Here is a 16,831-nt window from a genome sequence, read left to right as displayed (position 1 = left end):
GCGCACCACCGTGGGTCTACCGAAGGGGACGGTCACGTGTTCACCCGTGTCGCCATCGTCAACCGTGGTGAGGCCGCCATGCGGCTCATCCACGCGGTCCGGGAACTGGCCGCGGAGACCGGCAGCCGGATCGAGACCGTCGCGCTGTACACCGACGTCGACCGCACCGCCACCTTCGTCCGCGAGGCGGACGTCGCGTACGACCTCGGGCCCGCGTCCGCCCGCCCGTACCTCGACCTCAAGGCGCTGGAACGCGCGCTGGTGGAGACCCGCGCGGACGCCGCGTGGGTGGGGTGGGGCTTCGTGGCCGAGGACCCGGCCTTCGCCGAGCTGTGCGAGAAGGTCGGCGTCACGTTCGTCGGGCCGAGCGCGGACGCGATGCGCAAGCTCGGCGACAAGATCGGCGCCAAGCTGATCGCCGAGGAGGTCGGCGTGCCGGTCGCGCCGTGGAGCCGCGGCGCGGTGGAGAGCCTGGAGGCGGCGGTGGCCGCCGCGGCGGAGATCGGCTACCCGCTGATGCTGAAGGCGACCGCCGGCGGCGGCGGGCGCGGCATCCGGGTGGTGCGCAGCGACGCGGAGCTGGCCGACGCGTACGAGCGCACCAGCCAGGAGGCGGCACGGGCGTTCGGCAGCGGCGTGGTGTTCCTGGAGCGCCTGGTCACCGGCGCCCGCCACGTCGAGGTGCAGGTGATCGCGGACGGGCAGGGCACCGCGTGGGCGCTCGGCGTCCGGGACTGCTCGGTGCAGCGGCGCAACCAGAAGGTGATCGAGGAGTCGGCCTCGCCGCTGCTCGACGCGGCGCAGGTCGCCGAGCTGAAGACGTCGGCGGAGCGGCTGGCCGTCGCGGTCGGCTACCGCGGCGCGGCCACTGTGGAGTTCCTCTACCACCCCGGTGACCGGCTCTTCGCCTTCCTGGAGGTGAACACCCGGCTCCAGGTGGAGCACCCGATCACCGAGTCGACCACCGGGTTCGACCTGGTCAAGGCGCAGTTGCACGTCGCCGGCGGCGGGCGACTGGAGGGCACGCCGCCGGTCGAGCGCGGGCATGCCATCGAGGCGCGGCTCAACGCCGAGGACCCGGACCGCGACTTCGCCCCCTCCCCCGGGCGGATCACCCGGCTGGACCTGCCGGCCGGCCCGGGCATCCGGGTGGACACCGGGGTCAGCGAGGGCGACACCATCCCGGCCGACTTCGACTCCATGATCGCCAAGATCATCGCCTACGGCCGGGACCGGGACGAGGCGCTCGGCCGGCTGCGCCGCGCGATGGCGGACACCATCGTGGTCATCGAGGGCGGCGCGACCAACAAGAGCTTCGTGCTGGACCTGCTCGACCAGCCCGAGGTGATCGACGCCAGCGCGGACACCGGCTGGATCGACCGGGTCCGGGGCGAGGGCCGGCTGGTCGGGCACCGGCACTCCGCGGTCGCGCTCGCCGCCGCCGCGATCGAGGCGTACGAGGAGGACGAGACCGCCGAACGGCAGCGGCTGCTCTCCACCGCGGCCGGCGGCCGGCCCCAGGTGCAGCACCGCAGCGGCCGGCCGCTGGACCTGAAGCTGCGCGGGGTGAGCTACCGGATGCGGGTGGCCCGGGTCGGCGCGCACCGGTTCCGGGTCGGCATCGAGGCCGGCGGCGACGCGCGTACCGCCGACGTCGAGCTGGACCGCTTCGACCGCCACACCGGGCAGATCACCGTCAACGGCATCCGCTACCGCCTGCTCACCGGCACCCACGGGCCGGTCCACCTGGTCGAGGTGGACGGCGTCACGCACCGGATCAGCCGCGACGAGGGCGGCGTGCTGCGCTCCCCGATGCCGGCGCTGGTCGTGGCCACGCCCCTGGAGGTCGGCGCGGAGGTCGAGGCCGGCGCGCCGGTGCTGGTGCTGGAGGCGATGAAGATGGAGACGGTGCTGCGGGCGCCGTTCCGGGCCCGCCTCAAGGAGTGCTCCGTCGCGGTCGGCACGCAGGTGGAGGCCGGCGCGCCGCTGCTGCGCCTGGAGCCGGTCGCCGAGGAGGGCGCCGAGACCGCCGCCGCCCCGGTCGAGGCGGCCGTCGAGCTGGACCTGCCCGCCGCGCCCGCGGACGTCCCGGCGCGGACCCGGGTCGAGCGCGGCCAGGAGGACCTGCGCGGCCTGCTGCTGGGCTTCGACGTCGACCCGCACGACGAGCGCCGGGTCCTCGACGACTACCTCGACGCGCGCCGGGCCGCCACCGACGCCGGGCACCGGCCGCTGGCCGAGGAGCTGGAGCTGGTCGACGTCTTCGCCGACCTGGCCGAGCTGAGCCGCAACCGGCCCAGCGGCGAGGACGGCCCCGGCGGGCACCTGCACAGCGCCCGCGAGCACTTCCACACCTACCTGCAGAGCCTCGACGTGGAGCGGGCCGGGTCACCGGAGCCGTTCCGGGCCCGCCTGGCCAAGGCGCTCGGCCACTACGGCGTCACCGAGCTGGACCGCTCCCCCGCGCTCGAGGCCGCGGTGTTCCGGATCTTCCTGGCCCAGCAGCGGGCCACCGCCGACGCCACCGTGATCGCCGCGCTGCTGCGGTCCTGGCTGCGGGAGTCGCCGCCGGACGCGGCGCTGCGGGAGCCCGCCGGGCTCGCGCTGGAGCGGCTCATCTCGGCCACCCAGGTCCGCTTCCCGGTCGTCGCCGATCTGGCCCGGGGCGTGGTCTTCGCCTGGTTCGCGCAGCCGCTGCTGCGTCGCAACCGGGCCCGGGTGTACGCGCGGGTGCGGTCGCACCTGCGTCACCTCGACACCCACCCGGACGCGCCGGACCGCGACGAGCGGGTCGCCGAGATGGTTCGCAGCACGGAGCCACTGGTCCGGTTGCTCGGTCAGCGGCTGGTCCGGGACAACCTGGACAACGCGACCATGCTGGAGGTGCTGACCCGCCGCTACTACGGCAACAAGGCGCTCACCGGCGTCCGCACCCGCACCGCCGGGGGTTGCGTGTTCGTGGTGGCCGGGCGCGCGGAGTCGAGCGTGGTGTCGGCGGCGGTACGGTTCGACGCGCTCGGCGACGCGCTGCGCGGGCTGGCCGAGGTCGCCGGGGACTGCGACGCGGTCGACGCGGACGTCTACCTGGCCTGGGAGAACCAGCCCGAGGACTTCGACGCCACCGTCGCCGCGCTGCTCGACGTGATCAACGCGCATCCGCTGCCGGACCGGGTCCGCCGGCTCACCACCACGGTGGCCGGGCGCGGCGGCGCGGTGATGCACCACCACTTCACGTTCCGTCCGGACGGGACCGCGATGGTCGAGGAGCGGCTGATCCGGGGCCTGCACCCGTACATCGCGCAGCGGATGCAGTTGGAACGGCTGCACCGGTTCGACCTGACCCGGCTGCCGTCGCTGGACGAGGAGGTCTACCTCTTCCAGGCGGTCGCCCGGGAGAACCGGTCCGACCAGCGGCTCGTCGCGTTCGCGCAGGTCCGCGACCTGACCGAGCTGCGCGAGCAGGACGGCCGGCTGGTCGCGCTGCCGACCACCGAGGACGCGGTCACCGCCTGCATCGACTCGATCCGGCGGGCGCAGTCCCGGCGGCCGTCGAAGGTCCGGTTCCCGACCAACCGGATCGTCATCTACGTCTGGCCGCCGAGCGAGCTGACCCGCGAGGAGATGGAGCTGATCGCCACCCGGATGCGCCCGACCACTGTCGGCGCGGACCTGGAGGAGATCCTGTTCGTCGCGCGCCAGCGTGACCGCCGCACCGGCGAGCTGACCAAGGTCGGCGTCCGGATCACGTTCGACGTCACCGGGCGGGCCCGGCTCACCGTCGGCGAGCCGCCGACCGAGCCGGTCGAGCCGCTGGACGACTACCGGCTGAAGGTGCTGCGGGCAGCCAGCCGCAACACGGTCTACCCGTACGAGCTGACCGGGCTGCTCGGCGACTTCACCGAGCACGACCTGGACGCCGACCACAGGTTGGTGCCGGTGGACCGGCCGAAGGGCCGCAACGACGCCGCGATCGTGGCCGGCGTGGTCCGGACGCCGACGCCGCGGCACCCGGACGGCGTGACCCGGGTGGTGCTGCTCGGCGACCCGACCAAGTCGCTCGGCGCGCTGTCGGAGCCGGAGTGCCGGCGGGTGATCGCCGCGCTGGACCTGGCGGAGCGGATGGGCGTGCCGCTGGAGTGGTACGCGCTCTCCGCGGGCGCCCGGATCTCGATGACCTCGGGCACCGAGAACATGGACTGGGTGGCCGCGGCGCTCAAGCGGATCGTCGAGTTCACCCAGGCCGGCGGCGAGATCAACATCGTGGTGGCGGGCATCAACGTCGGCGCCCAGCCGTACTGGAACGCCGAGGCGACGATGCTCATGCACACCAAGGGTGTGCTGGTGATGACGCCGGACTCGGCGATGGTGCTCACCGGCAAGCAGTCGCTGGACTTCTCCGGCGGCGTGTCCGCCGAGGACAACTTCGGCATCGGCGGCTACGACCGGGTGATGGGCCCGAACGGGCAGGCGCAGTACTGGGCGCCGGACCTGCCGGCCGCGCGGGACGTGCTGATGGCGCACTACGACCACACGTACGTGGCGCCGGGTGAGGACGCGCCGCGCCGCGCCACCACCACCGACCCGGTGGACCGGGACGTCACGACCTTCCCGCACGCGGTGGCCGGCAGCGACTTCACCACGGTCGGCGAGATCTTCTCGGCGACCGCGAACCCGGACCGGAAGAAGCCGTTCGACATCCGTACCGTGATGCGGGCCCTCGCGGACCAGGACCACCCGGTGCTGGAGCGGTGGGCGGGCATGGCCGACGCGGAGACCGCTGTGGTGCAGGACGTGCACCTGGGCGGCATCCCGGTGTGCCTGCTCGGCATCGAGTCCCGGTCGGTGCCCCGGCACGGCTTCCCGCCCACCGACGGCCCGGACACCTACACCGCCGGCACGCTGTTCCCCCGGTCGTCGAAGAAGGCCGCGCGGGCGATCAACGCGGCCAGCGGCAACCGGCCGCTGGTGGTGCTGGCCAACCTGTCCGGCTTCGACGGCTCGCCGGAGTCGATGCGCAAGCTGCAACTGGAGTACGGCGCCGAGATCGGCCGGGCGATCGTGAACTTCCGCGGCCCGATCGTGTTCTGCGTGATCTCGCGCTACCACGGCGGCGCGTTCGTGGTGTTCTCCAAGGCGCTCAACCCGGCCATGACGGTGCTGGCGATCGAGGGCTCGTACGCCTCGGTGCTCGGTGGCGCGCCGGCCGCCGCCGTGGTCTTCGCCGGCGAGGTCGCCGCGCGGACCGCCGCCGATCCCCGGGTACGCGAGCTGGAGGGCCGGGTCGGGGCCGCCGCCGGCACCGAACGCGCGACGCTCACCGCGGAGCTGGACGAGCTGCGGTCGTCGGTGCGGGCCGAGAAGCTGGGCGAGGTGGCCACGGAGTTCGACCGGGTGCACAGCATCCAGCGCGCGGTCGAGGTCGGTTCGGTGGACGCGGTGATCCGTGCCGCCGAGCTGCGTCCCCGGGTCATCGAGGCGATCGAGGCGCGTCGGGGCTGACCGACGTTCTGCCGACAACGGCGGGCGGGCCATCGGGCCCGCCCGCCGTTTCGCGTGTGGCGGTGCTCGACCGGGCGGAACCGGCAGTGATGTGCTCACCGGGTCAGCGGTGGCCGCGGACCAGGGGCAGGAACACCTCGTCCACGATCTCGACCAGCACCTCGTCGGGCACCGACGGGATGCCGCGCATCGCGTACTCGGCGCGGAGCAGCATCATCGGCGCCGTCGCCACCCGGGCACGGACGGCCGCCGCCGGCGCCTCGCCCCGGGCCGCGGCCCGCTCGAGCATGCCGAGCCACGCGCGGTCCATGGTGTCCGCGCCGGAGCGTTCGCGCATCAGGGTGAGCAGTTCCGGGTCGTCGGCCGCGGCGGCGAGCAGGCCGCGCAGGATCGTCCCGTGCGGCGAGGCCCACGTCTCGTTGGCCCGTCGGAGCATCTCGAGCGCGTCGCCCCGCAGCGTTCCGGTGTCCGGGTTCGGCATGGCGGCGTCGGACAGGTGGCGGTACGCCGCGATGCCCAGCGCCGCCCGGTGCGGCCACCTGCGGTAGATGGCGTTCTTGTTGGTCCCGGCGCGGGCGGCGACCCGGTCCATGGTCATCCCCGGGTACCCGGACTCGCGTAGTTCCGCCGCGGCGGCGTGCAGGATCGCCCGTTCCAGTTCCTCGCCCCGACGCCGCGTGCCCATGGCTTGCAGGGTACTCGACGTACCTTATAAGGTACGCGGCGTACCGTAAGAGGAGAGAGGAACGCCTGATGCGCGTCTTCGGCATGAACTACGACACCGGCTTCGTGAGCGCCGGGTCCACCACCCACGAGCCGTTCGACCCCGAGACCGTACGGCGGGACCTGCGGGTCATCCGCGACGAGCTGCACTGCGACGCGGTGCGGATCACCGGCGGCGTCCAGGACCGGCTGGAACTGACCGCGCGGCTGGCGGCCGAGGCGGGGCTCGAGGTGTGGTACTGCCCGTTCACCAACGGCCTGGACCGCGACGGGCTGATGGCGTTCGTGCTCGACGGCGCCGAGCGGGCCGAGCGGCTGCGGCGGGACGGCGCCTCGGTCGTGTATCTCACCGGCTCCGAGATCTCCATGTTCACCGACGGGTTCCTGCCCGGCCGTGACCTGCCGGAACGTCTGGCGCTGTTCACCGATCCGATGCGGATGCGGGAGGCGGTCCCGGTCGCCCGGGCCGCGGTGCGCGACTTCTTCGCCGAAGCGGTACCCGCCGTGCGGGCGCGCTTCGGCGGCCCCGTCGGATACGCCTCGATCCCCCTCGAGGACGTCGACTGGACGCCGTTCGACATCATCGCCAGCGACGCCGGCTACCGCGACGCGACAAACGCCGCGGCGTTCCCGCAGAGCCTCGCGGCCGCGGTGGGACAGGGCAAGCCGTACGCCGCGACGGAGTTCGGCTGCTGCACGTTCCGGGGCGCCGCCGACGTCGCGGGCGCGACGGAACCGGTGACCTACGACGAGCACGGCCGGGCCGCGACGCTCACCGCGGCGCTGGAGCGCGACGAGGAGGGCCAGGCCCGCTACGTCGTCGACCTGCTGCGCGACTACGAGGCCGGCGGCGTGGAGGCGGCGTTCGTGTACACGTTCGCGAACCGGCACCTGCCCACCACCGACGATCCCGAGCACGACTACGACCTGGCGGCGCGGGGAATCGTGCGCGTGCTGCCGGACGGCTCGTGGACCCCCAAGGCCGCGTTCCACGCCCTCGCCGAGTACGGCCGCTCCCGCGCCCTGAGCCGGACCGCCGCCTGACCCGTCCCTTGGCAGCCCGGCACCGGCCGGCGGGGTCCCGCGACCGGGCCGGAGCTGGCACTGTGGACGGATGACGGACATCGACGCCCGCCGACCCCATCCCTTCTACCAGGACGCCGACGGCGTCAACCGGCCGCCCGGCCCGCGCAAGCACCCCGACTACGCCCGCTTCGCCGCCGGCCCCGGCGTGGTGCCGATCGTGCGCCGGGTCGGCGGCGAGCCGGTCCCGGCACTGCTGATCTGCCGGTACGCCGACGTGCGGGAGGTGCTGCGCCGGCAGGACGTCTTCTCCCGGGCCGCCGCCGCGTACGCCGACGAGGTCGACGTGGCCGGCACCATGCTCGGCATGGACGGCGTCGAGCACGCCCGCGTGCGCGGCACCGTGAAGGACGCGTTCACCCGACCGGCCGTCGACGAGCTGCGCGACGCGGTGCGGGCCGCGGCCGAGGAGCGGCTGGCCGCGATGGTGGCCCGGGGCACGCCGGCGGACCTGGTCCGGGACTTCGCGGTCCCGTTCGCGTTGGACGTGATCTGCGACCTGCTCGGGCTGCCGGCCGACGACCGGATGCGGTTCCGCCGGTGGGGCGACATGTTCCTCGGCGCCGGCGACCTGAGCCGGGAGCAGGCCGCCCGGTCGGCCGAGGAGATGGGCGGCTACCTGTGGGGCCAGCTCGAACAGCGACGCGGGCAGCCCGGCGCCGACCTGCTCGGCCGGATCGCGACCGCCGCCGACGACGAGCCGGTGGACGTCCAGATCAAGCTGCCGATCTCGCTGGTGGTGGGCGGGTGGGAGACCACGGCCAGCTCGATCGCCACGTTCGTCCACGTGCTCCAGACCGAGCCGTACGGGCCGGACGGCACCGGTTGGGCGTACCTGGTCGCGCACCCGGACCGGCTGGACGGCGCGGTCGCCGAGCTGGAGCGGCTGCACTCCACGTCCAACGGCGACGAGATGCCGCGGCGGGTGATGGCGGACGTGACGCTGCCCAGCGGCGCCCGACTGACCGAGGGCGACATCGTGGTCCCCTCGCACGACGCCGCCAACCGCGACCCGGCGGTGTTCCCGGACCCGGAACGGATGGACTTCGACCGGACGCCCACCCCGCACCTGTCCTTCGGGCACGGCCCGCACTACTGCATCGGGGCCCACCTGGGCGCGTTGGAGGTCCGCACCGCGCTCGGCCTGCTGCTGCGGGAGCTGCCCGGCCTGCGCCTCGCGGTGCCGCCGGCCGAGGTGCCGTGGAAGGCGGGCCACGCCATCCTCGGCCCGGCCGGGTTGCCGGTGACCTGGTAGACGCGGCACCGAGGCCGGACCAGGTCACCCCCTTGCCTCTATACACTCGGTATATATACTGAGTGTCTAATCCCAACCGAGGAGGCCCCGTGATGACCGAGACACCTGTCGCAGGACGAGGCATGACCCGTCGCGGCCTGGTCGGAGCCGCGTTGGCGGTGGGAGCCGGCGCGTCGCTCGGCGTCGCCGGCCGCGCGCCGGCCGCGTCGGCCCGTTCCGGCCCCGTCCGGCTCACGCTGCCCGCGCCGACCGGGCCGCACCCGGTGGGCACGGTTGCACTGCACCTGGTCGACCGGTCCCAGCCGGACCCGCTGGCCGGGCCGGGCCGGTTCCGCGAGCTGATGGTCAGCGTCTGGTATCCGGCCCGGGACGTGTGGCGACACCCGCGCGCCCCGTGGATGACCGCCGCGTCGCTACGCGCGCTGCTGGAGTCCACCGGGTTCGACCCCGACACGGTGCTGGCGCCGCTGACCGCCGGCCACGAGGGCGCGCCGGTGCGACGCGCCGCCCGTCGGCTGCCGGTGGTGGTCTACTCGCACGGCGCGGGCAGCCACCGCTCGGACACCACCATCGTGGTCCAGGAACTCGCCAGCCACGGATACGTGGTGGTCACGGTGGACCACACGTACGACGGGCCCACCGAGTTCCCGGACGGCCGGGTGACCGTCCGGGAGGACGACTACGACTCGACACCGTGGACCTACAGCCGGGACATCCGGTTCGTGCTGGACCAGATCGGCGTCCTCGCCGCCGGGGGCAACCCCGACGTCGACCGCCGGCCGCTCCCGGCCGGGCTGGGCGCGGCGCTCGACCCGCACCGGATCGGCATGTTCGGCTGGTCGAAGGGGGGCACCGCGACCGCGCTCACCATGGGCACCGACCAACGGATACGCGCCGGGCTGAGCTTCGACGGCCCGATGCTGTCGCAGCCTCGGCCCACCACCGACCTGGACCGGCCGTTCATGCTGATGACGGCGGAGTACACCCGCGTCACGGAGCCCGCCGTCGCCGAGTTCTGGTCGCACCTGCACGGCTGGCGGCTCAACGTCCAGGCCGCCGGCGCGCTCCACCAGTCGTACGGCGACAACCAGTGGCTGGTGCCGCAACTGGCCCGGGTGATCGGGATGAGCGACGAGGACCTCGCCGGTTGGATCGGCACCCTCGACCCGGCACGGGCGGTACGCATCCAGCAGGCGTACCCGCTGGCCTTCTTCGACCTGCACCTGCGGCACCGGGGTCACCTGCTGCGCGGCCCGAGCCGCTCGTTCCCCGAGGTGTCGTTCGTGGCCTGAGCGCCGACGCACCGGCGACGTCATCGTCTGGTCCATCTTCCGACGACGGAATCAAGCCACAGCCAAGATCAGCCACTACACCCGGCAAGCCCTGACTGATCCCTTAAAATGAGCACCTCCTGGAGCATCAGAGCTCATCATGGATTGGGCGTTTCGCCGGAACCAGCACACCCATCCTCTTTAACGTTTCCAGTTCTACTGAATTGAAATCTGGTATGACGTTGAAATCATTCGCGAGCTTGTTCAACGGCATCTGCCAATAAATGTCCGCTTGCTGTCGCCCATTCTCGGTCCGGAAATTTTTGGCCCAAGCCAGCCTGCCTTGATCCCAAGCCTTCTCTATCAAAACCTCACAGGGCGTGGACTTATCATTCTTTGCCAGTTCGATCCCTACCGCATTGTTGATCTTGTCCGTAACATGGTCGAATGGCCCTTCGATGGTAAGGTCGACGTGCGCATATTCGTGAGCGTTGCTCAAATCATCAGCAAAGAGTGCTCCATACTGCCTCGTAAGTAGAGCTGTCCAGTAGGAGTGTCTCAGTGCGTTCTTTCGCGCAAGATCCGTGGACAGCAACTCGGGGTGGAATGCCCTCGCTTTCTGGTTCATGCCCCGCACCTCCCAACCAACCCAGGCGAATCTCACAGGGAAACTCTTGATCAAAACACCAAGCTCGGTCGGCGAAATGGGCAGAAAGGGTAGGTAGAACCAGCTAGGCGCGTTTAGCATGAAGTCGAACGCCGACATGTCATCTCTCGGCACCGCCTCGAGCTCCCTTATATTTGAGCGATGCTCCAACACCCAATTCTTAACATAGTTGTCATAGCCAGCCCGTGTCACTTCAGGGAGTATTGTTCGGTACTCGAGCGTCACGTCCGAGAGCCAATATTGCGCCTGGGCTCCCGACGCGGAACAGCTCAGACGAATTTCAAAGTAATTCGGATCACTTCCGAGCCTTAGTGCGGAAAATGGTATCTCGAAATTTTGGACGCCGAAACTCTCATTAGGGGCGTCCCCGTACGCCAACCGGTAGGCGCTGCCGTTCAGGTACATGTCCACCTTGCCCCGCACACCCGCCGCGCAATGATTAAGGGAGATCGTGAGCGTTCCTTGGTTCAGATTTCGGAAGTTACCTGGGATGGCGAAAACAATTAGGCAGGATGAGCTCGACTGACTGAATAGAAGATAGGGGTTTCCCTTCCGGTGGGCATCGGTAATCGTGGTCGAGTTGTACAACATCCCCGCTGGAACTGCACTTGCGTGACATGCCCTTGAATATTCCCGACACTGGTGTGCGTCCTCGAAGGAAAACGAGACGTCAGAAAGGCAATAGTACCCAGAACTATCGGAGGAAAGCATTATTTCTAATTGATTTGCATCTTCCATCCTCAGGGCAGAGTAAGGAATCTCGAAAGTTTGAACTCCGAAACTTGCGCGTGGCAAATCCTTGTAACCTGAACGTAGAATCGCGCTATTGATAGTCATCTTGATAATACTATCTGCGGCTGTTCCGCAGTGATTCAGGTGAAGGTATGCGCTTCCTTTGCCATAGTCACGCACAGCGTTAGGCACCATGAAATTCACGACCAATCGACTAGCTCCCCGAATTTGGAAAAGCTGATACGGGTCACCCTGTCGATACTGGGAAGAAAGTTGCGTCTTCTCAAACAAAAGCACCGGAGTAAATTGACTTGGATTAATCTGTTCACTCTGCGCGACCATCCGATTAGCCTTGACGTACACGGTTATTTCAACGTCATCAAACCCTACGGTTTTCTGCCCTTGGGCGCTGCACGTAATCGTGCTGTTGTTGCCCGTCCGGAACTGAACGTCGTGCCGTTCGTAGTCACTAACAAATCTTTGCTGACTGGCGGCGGGCACCCTCAGTGCAAATTGCATGTAATTCTTCAACGGCACTACGTTGGGCCCTTGCTCGCTCAGCAGGATCTGCAAGGACCCGAGGAATTCACGAATGGGTAACGAGTGCATGACAAGCTCGGCCATCCCTATGTGGACGCCCGTTCCAACCCTTCCCGAACGATCCACCTGCATGACTTTGACCCGGCTCGATCCGGGCGCAACCTCATTCACGAGAAGGTGATACATGTCGTTGTAGGCGTCCGTGGGGCCGAGTTGGCGAATAGAAAGAGAGATCGGATGGTCTCCCGGATTCGTAAGGTAGATATAGCTGGGCATCGTTATGCCCTCTCAAGTCGAATAGCGATGTCGTCGTAACCTATGGTCGCTTCTCCCGCTATATGCAGCGCATACGTCTTTCCATTCGCGGTACTCAATACCTGATGATCGTTATGGTCGGTGACCCACCTGCACGACTCCTCTCTGGCAACCTGCCATCGCCACCAAATTGCGCTCGTAAGCCCACCACCCACAAGGAGCACCTGCAATGACGCTATGTATTGAGATTCAACAAAGAATGAGAAGTGTGAGATATAAACGCCTTCGTCGACTGCTCGCGCAAGCCTCGCAATCTCAATGCGCTTTTTGGATTTCCCGAGCACGCTATTGGACAGGATTGCGCTGCCGAGGTCAGGGCCAATTTGCTGAAGTGATACAGTAACGCCTTCATCGGCATTCGTGGAGCCGTATACGTAGGTAGTTGCCATCTGACCGCCTCTCCTTTGGCGAAGTCCTACACAACCAGCCAAGCCCCGCTGGATACGATCCTCGCATCTTCGAAGTGTCCGTGAGTCATCTCCTGGAAATCCAGGATTCGACAACGCGGGCCGCCTGCGCGACCGTCAGATCGGCGGTTGGGCGGCATGAGGTTCTTGCTTGGTCGTAGAATCAGATACAGGACCTCTTCAGTCGTCGACTCACCGCCGCGCCATGACCTCGGCACCGCCAGCCCGACCTACGACACAGGCCCTAATTGGAGGACTCCGCCTCTACCGAATGCGTTGGGCGGGGCCCGCGCCTTCCCGCGCCAGCGGTCAGACCGGTCCAGGACAGATGCGCCGCCAGCGCGGTGAGGCCGCGGACCAGCGGCGTCTGCTCGACCGCGCCGAGGTTGCCCTGCGAGCCGACCAGCGCGGTCCCCACTGGCTCGGTCATCGGAGAACAGGTCGTAACGCGTCGAGTCCCGACACGCCCGACGCGACATCTGGTGTTGCCCGCCGGCCATCACCGCCAGATATGGTGTCCCCGCAGCTGGTTCGGCCGCGTCCGTCGGGCGTGGTCGAGGCAAGAGGGAACCCGGTGGAAGTCCGGGACTGCCCCGCAGCGGTAAGTGGGAACGACCGCCGTCATCAGCACTGGGCCACCGGCCTGGGAAGCGACGGCCAGTAGGCGACCGAACCGGTCCGGCCCGCGAGTCCGAAGACCTGCCAGCGCGCCGTGCGCTGCCGCGCGCGGCGGTCGAAGGTCGCGCGGGACGACCGACGCCAGCAGCCGGGCCGGCCGTGCGTGCCGGGCCCGTTGGCGTTCCCCCGCGCGGCCGAGGCCATCGGTGACAGCGAGGGAGAGGTCATGACGGTCGTGCAGGAGAGTCCCCGGCCCGGCGTCGCCGGGCCGGAGCAGCGCCGGCTGGCGATGCGGGTCCGCAAGCGCGACGGCGACACCGAGCCGGTGGACGTCAACCGGATCGTCCGGGCGGTCGAGCGCTGGGTCGCCGACCTGGACGAGGTCGATCCGCTGCGGGTCGCCACGAGGACGATCAGCGGGCTCTACGACGGGGCGAGCACCGCGGAGCTGGACCGGTTGTCGATCCAGACCGCGGCGGAGCTGATCGGCGAGGAGCCGCAATATTCCCGGCTGGCCGCCCGACTGCTGGCCGCGTACGTGGACGAGGAGGTCCGTGGGCAGCAGGTGACGCGCTTCAGCGAGTCGATCGCGTACGCGCACGGGCTGGGGCTGATCGGCGACGACACCGCCGCGTTCGTGGCCCGCCACGCCGACGCGCTGGACGACGCCGTGGACCCGGCCGGCGACCTGCGGTTCGAGTACTTCGGACTGCGTACGGTGGCGGACCGCTACCTGCTGCGGCACCCGGAGTCGCGGCTGGTGGTGGAGACGCCGCAGTACTGGCTGCTGCGGGTGGCCTGCGGGCTGTCCCACACCCCGGACGAGGCGGTCGGCCTCTACCGGCTGATGTCGAGCCTGGCCTACCTGCCCAGCTCCCCCACGCTGTTCAACTCGGGCACCCGGCACACCCAGATGTCGTCATGCTTCCTGGTGGACTCCCCGCGCGACGAGCTGGACTCGATCTACGAGCGCTACCACCAGGTGGCGAAGCTGTCGAAGTTCTCCGGCGGCATCGGCATCTCCTGGTCGCGGGTGCGCGGCCGGGGCGCGCTGATCCGGGGCACCAACGGGCGCTCGAACGGCATCGTGCCGTTCCTGAAGACGCTCGACGCCGGGGTGGCGGCGGTGAACCAGGGCGGCCGGCGCAAGGGCGCGGCCTGCGTCTACCTGGAGCCGTGGCACCCGGACGTGGAGGAGTTCCTGGAGCTGCGGGACAACACCGGCGAGGAGTCCCGGCGGACCCACAACCTGAACCTGGCCAACTGGATCCCGGACGAGTTCATGCGCCGGGTCGAGGCGGACGGCGACTGGTCGCTGATCGACCCCTCCGACGCGCCGGAGCTGCCCGACCTGTACGGCGAGGCGTTCGACGCGGCGTACCGGGCGGCGGAGAAGAAGGCGGTGCGCACCGTGCGGGCCCGCGACCTGTACGGGCGGATGATGCGGACGCTCGCGCAGACCGGCAACGGGTGGATGACGTTCAAGGACGCCGCGAACCGGCTGTCCAACCAGACCGGCGAGCCGGGGAACGTGATCCACCTGTCCAACCTGTGCACCGAGATCCTGGAGGTCAACGACGACGCCGAGACGGCGGTGTGCAACCTCGGCTCGGTCAACCTGGGGGCGCACGTCACCGCCGACGGGGTCGACTGGGAGAAGCTGCGGGCCACGGTACGCACCGCGGTGGTGTTCCTGGACCGGGTGATCGACATCAACTACTACCCGGCCGCGCAGGCGGCAGCCTCGAACCCGCGCTGGCGGCCGGTCGGGCTGGGCCTGATGGGCCTCCAGGACGCGTTCTTCACGCTGCGCCTGCCGTTCGACTCGGCGAAGGCGATGGAGCTGTCCACCCGGGTCCAGGAGGAGATCCTGCTGACCGCGCTGGAGACCTCCGCCTGGCTGGCCGAACGGTTCGGGCCGCATCCGGCGTACGACCGGACCCGGGCCGCGAAGGGCGACCTGCACCCGGACCTGTGGGGTGCGGCGCCGACCCAGGTCGACCGGTGGGCGGCGCTGCGGGGCCGGATCGCCGCGCACGGGCTGCGCAACTCGCTGCTGGTGGCGATCGCGCCGACCGCCACCATCGCCTCGATCGCCGGCTGCTACGAGTGCATCGAGCCGCAGGTGTCGAACCTGTTCAAGCGCGAGACCATGTCCGGCGAGTTCCTCCAGGTCAACACGTACCTGGTGCGGGAGCTGAAGGCGCGCGGGCGGTGGACGCCGGAGGTCCGCGACCGGATCAAACGGGCGGAGGGCTCGGTACAGGGCATCACCGAGCTGCCGGCCGAGGTGCGGGAGCTGTTCCGGACCGCGTGGGAGCTGCCGCAGCGGGCGCTGATCGACCTGGCCGCCGCGCGGGCGCCCTACGTCGACCAGTCGCAGTCGCTGAACCTGTTCCTGAGCGCGCCGACCATCGGCAAGCTCTCCTCGATGTACCGGTACGCCTGGAAGGCCGGGCTGAAGACCACGTACTACCTGCGGTCCCGCCCCGCCACCCGGATCCAGCAGGCCACCGTCGCGCCGGTGCTCGCCCCGGTCGTCGCGGACGACGCGGCGGCGGCCTGCTCCCTGGAGAACCCCGAGAGCTGCGAGGCCTGCCAGTGACCACGATCCCCGACACCCGACCGATGCTGCTCGACCCGGGCATGGACCTGACCCTGCGCCCAATGCGCTACCCGCACTTCTTCGACCGGTTCCGGGACGCCATCCGCAACACCTGGACGGTCGAGGAGGTGGACCTGCACGCCGACCTGGCCGACCTGGAGAAGCTCTCGCCGGCCGAGCGGCACCTGGTGTCCCGGCTGGTGGCGTTCTTCGCCACCGGCGACACCATCGTCGCCAACAACCTGGTGCTCAACCTCTACCAGCACGTCAACTCGCCGGAGGGGCGGCTCTACCTGTCCCGCCAGCTCTTCGAGGAGGCGGTGCACGTCCAGTTCTACCTGAACCTGCTGGACACCTACGTGCCGGACGAGCGGGAACGGTTCGCGGCGTTCGCGGCGGTGGAGAACATCCCCTCGATCGCCCGCAAGGCGGAGTTCTGCTTCCGCTGGATCGACTCGGTCCACGCGCTGCGGGAGCTGCGCACCCGCGAGGATCGCCGGGCGTTCCTGCTCAACCTCATCTGCTTCGCCGCGTGCATCGAGGGGCTGTTCTTCTACGGCGCGTTCGCCTACGTCTACTTCCTGCGCTCCCGGGGGCTGCTCAACGGGCTGGCCTCCGGCACCAACTGGGTGTTCCGCGACGAGTCGATGCACATGGCGTTCGCGTTCGACGTGGTGGACACCGTACGCGCCGAGGAGCCGGAGCTGTTCGACGCCGAACTGGAACGGCAGGTCCGGGACATGCTCGCCGAGGCGGTGGAGTGCGAGGCGCAGTTCGCCGCGGACCTGCTCGACCAGGGCGTCTCCGGGATGTCGCCGGCCGACATGCGCCAGTATCTGCAACACGTGGCGGACCGGCGGCTGGCCGCGCTCGGCATCGCGCCGATGTACGGCAGCGGCAACCCGTTCGCGTTCATGGAGTTGCAGGACGTGCAGGAGCTGTCGAACTTCTTCGAGCGGCGGGTGTCGGCGTACCAGGTCGGGGTGACCGGCAGCGTCACGTTCGACGACGACTTCTGACCCCGGGCCCCGTCCCGGCCGCGGTCCGCGGCCGGGACGGGGACCTCCCGGTACGCGCATGCGCGTATCGCCCGCGTCGCCCCCGATCCGCACAGTT

The 16,831-nt window shown here is 69.7% G+C and carries 10 protein-coding genes and 1 riboswitch; of the genes, 6 read left to right on the top strand and 4 right to left on the bottom strand.

Going from position 1 to position 16,831, the window contains the following annotated elements:
- The first annotated feature begins 36 nt into the window (after positions 1–36).
- Positions 37–5,499, top strand: coding sequence for a carboxyl transferase domain-containing protein (locus ACH495_RS12295; RefSeq protein WP_396857782.1), 5,463 nt, complete (start codon positions 37–39; stop codon positions 5,497–5,499).
- Between the two features lie 103 nt (positions 5,500–5,602).
- On the opposite strand, the gene ACH495_RS12290 is transcribed toward ACH495_RS12295, so the two are convergent.
- Positions 5,603–6,184: a TetR/AcrR family transcriptional regulator gene (locus tag ACH495_RS12290; protein WP_396857781.1), complete on the bottom strand. Its 582-nt coding sequence runs from the start codon at positions 6,182–6,184 to the stop codon at positions 5,603–5,605.
- A gap of 68 nt (positions 6,185–6,252) precedes the next feature.
- Between ACH495_RS12290 and ACH495_RS12285 the strand changes: the two genes are divergently transcribed.
- The 3 genes from ACH495_RS12285 (at position 6,253) to ACH495_RS12275 (ending at position 9,852) form a co-directional block, all read left to right on the top strand.
- On the top strand, positions 6,253–7,266 hold the full coding sequence (locus tag ACH495_RS12285; protein ID WP_396857780.1) for a hypothetical protein: 1,014 nt from the start codon (positions 6,253–6,255) through the stop codon (positions 7,264–7,266).
- Between the two features lie 70 nt (positions 7,267–7,336).
- Positions 7,337–8,560 carry a cytochrome P450 gene (locus ACH495_RS12280; protein WP_396857779.1) on the top strand — a complete coding sequence of 408 codons (1,224 nt, stop codon included), beginning with the start codon at positions 7,337–7,339 and terminating at the stop codon, positions 8,558–8,560.
- A gap of 122 nt (positions 8,561–8,682) precedes the next feature.
- Positions 8,683–9,852, top strand: coding sequence for an alpha/beta hydrolase family protein (locus ACH495_RS12275; RefSeq protein ID WP_396857778.1), 1,170 nt, complete (start codon positions 8,683–8,685; stop codon positions 9,850–9,852).
- A 127-nt stretch (positions 9,853–9,979) separates the two neighbouring features.
- Here the strand turns inward: ACH495_RS12275 and ACH495_RS12270 are convergent, their stop codons facing one another.
- The 3 genes from ACH495_RS12270 to ACH495_RS12260 form a co-directional block, all read right to left on the bottom strand.
- A complete protein-coding gene (locus ACH495_RS12270) occupies positions 9,980–12,046 on the bottom strand; it encodes a DUF6973 domain-containing protein (protein ID WP_396857777.1) in 2,067 nt (688 codons plus the stop codon).
- 2 nt (positions 12,047–12,048) lie between these two features.
- Complete coding sequence (locus ACH495_RS12265; protein WP_396857776.1) at positions 12,049–12,474, bottom strand: hypothetical protein; 426 nt, start codon at positions 12,472–12,474, stop codon at positions 12,049–12,051.
- 262 nt (positions 12,475–12,736) lie between these two features.
- Positions 12,737–12,922: a hypothetical protein gene (locus ACH495_RS12260; protein ID WP_396857775.1), complete on the bottom strand. Its 186-nt coding sequence runs from the start codon at positions 12,920–12,922 to the stop codon at positions 12,737–12,739.
- A gap of 80 nt (positions 12,923–13,002) precedes the next feature.
- Positions 13,003–13,214: riboswitch (cobalamin riboswitch) on the top strand.
- Between the two features lie 122 nt (positions 13,215–13,336).
- Here ACH495_RS12260 and ACH495_RS12255 point away from each other — a divergent pair.
- Both ACH495_RS12255 and ACH495_RS12250 read left to right on the top strand, forming a co-directional pair.
- Entirely contained in the window at positions 13,337–15,715 is a 2,379-nt protein-coding gene (locus ACH495_RS12255) for a ribonucleoside-diphosphate reductase subunit alpha (RefSeq protein ID WP_396857774.1), read from the top strand.
- A gap of 23 nt (positions 15,716–15,738) precedes the next feature.
- Positions 15,739–16,734, top strand: a complete 996-nt coding sequence (locus tag ACH495_RS12250; protein ID WP_396858045.1) for a ribonucleotide-diphosphate reductase subunit beta — start codon at positions 15,739–15,741, stop codon at positions 16,732–16,734.
- Positions 16,735–16,831: the final 97 nt, after the last annotated feature.

The sequence above is a fragment of the Micromonospora sp. NPDC018662 genome (genome assembly GCF_044391475.1).
In the GTDB taxonomy this organism is placed as follows: domain Bacteria; phylum Actinomycetota; class Actinomycetes; order Mycobacteriales; family Micromonosporaceae; genus Micromonospora.
This window is presented reverse-complemented; position numbering and strand designations above follow the sequence as displayed.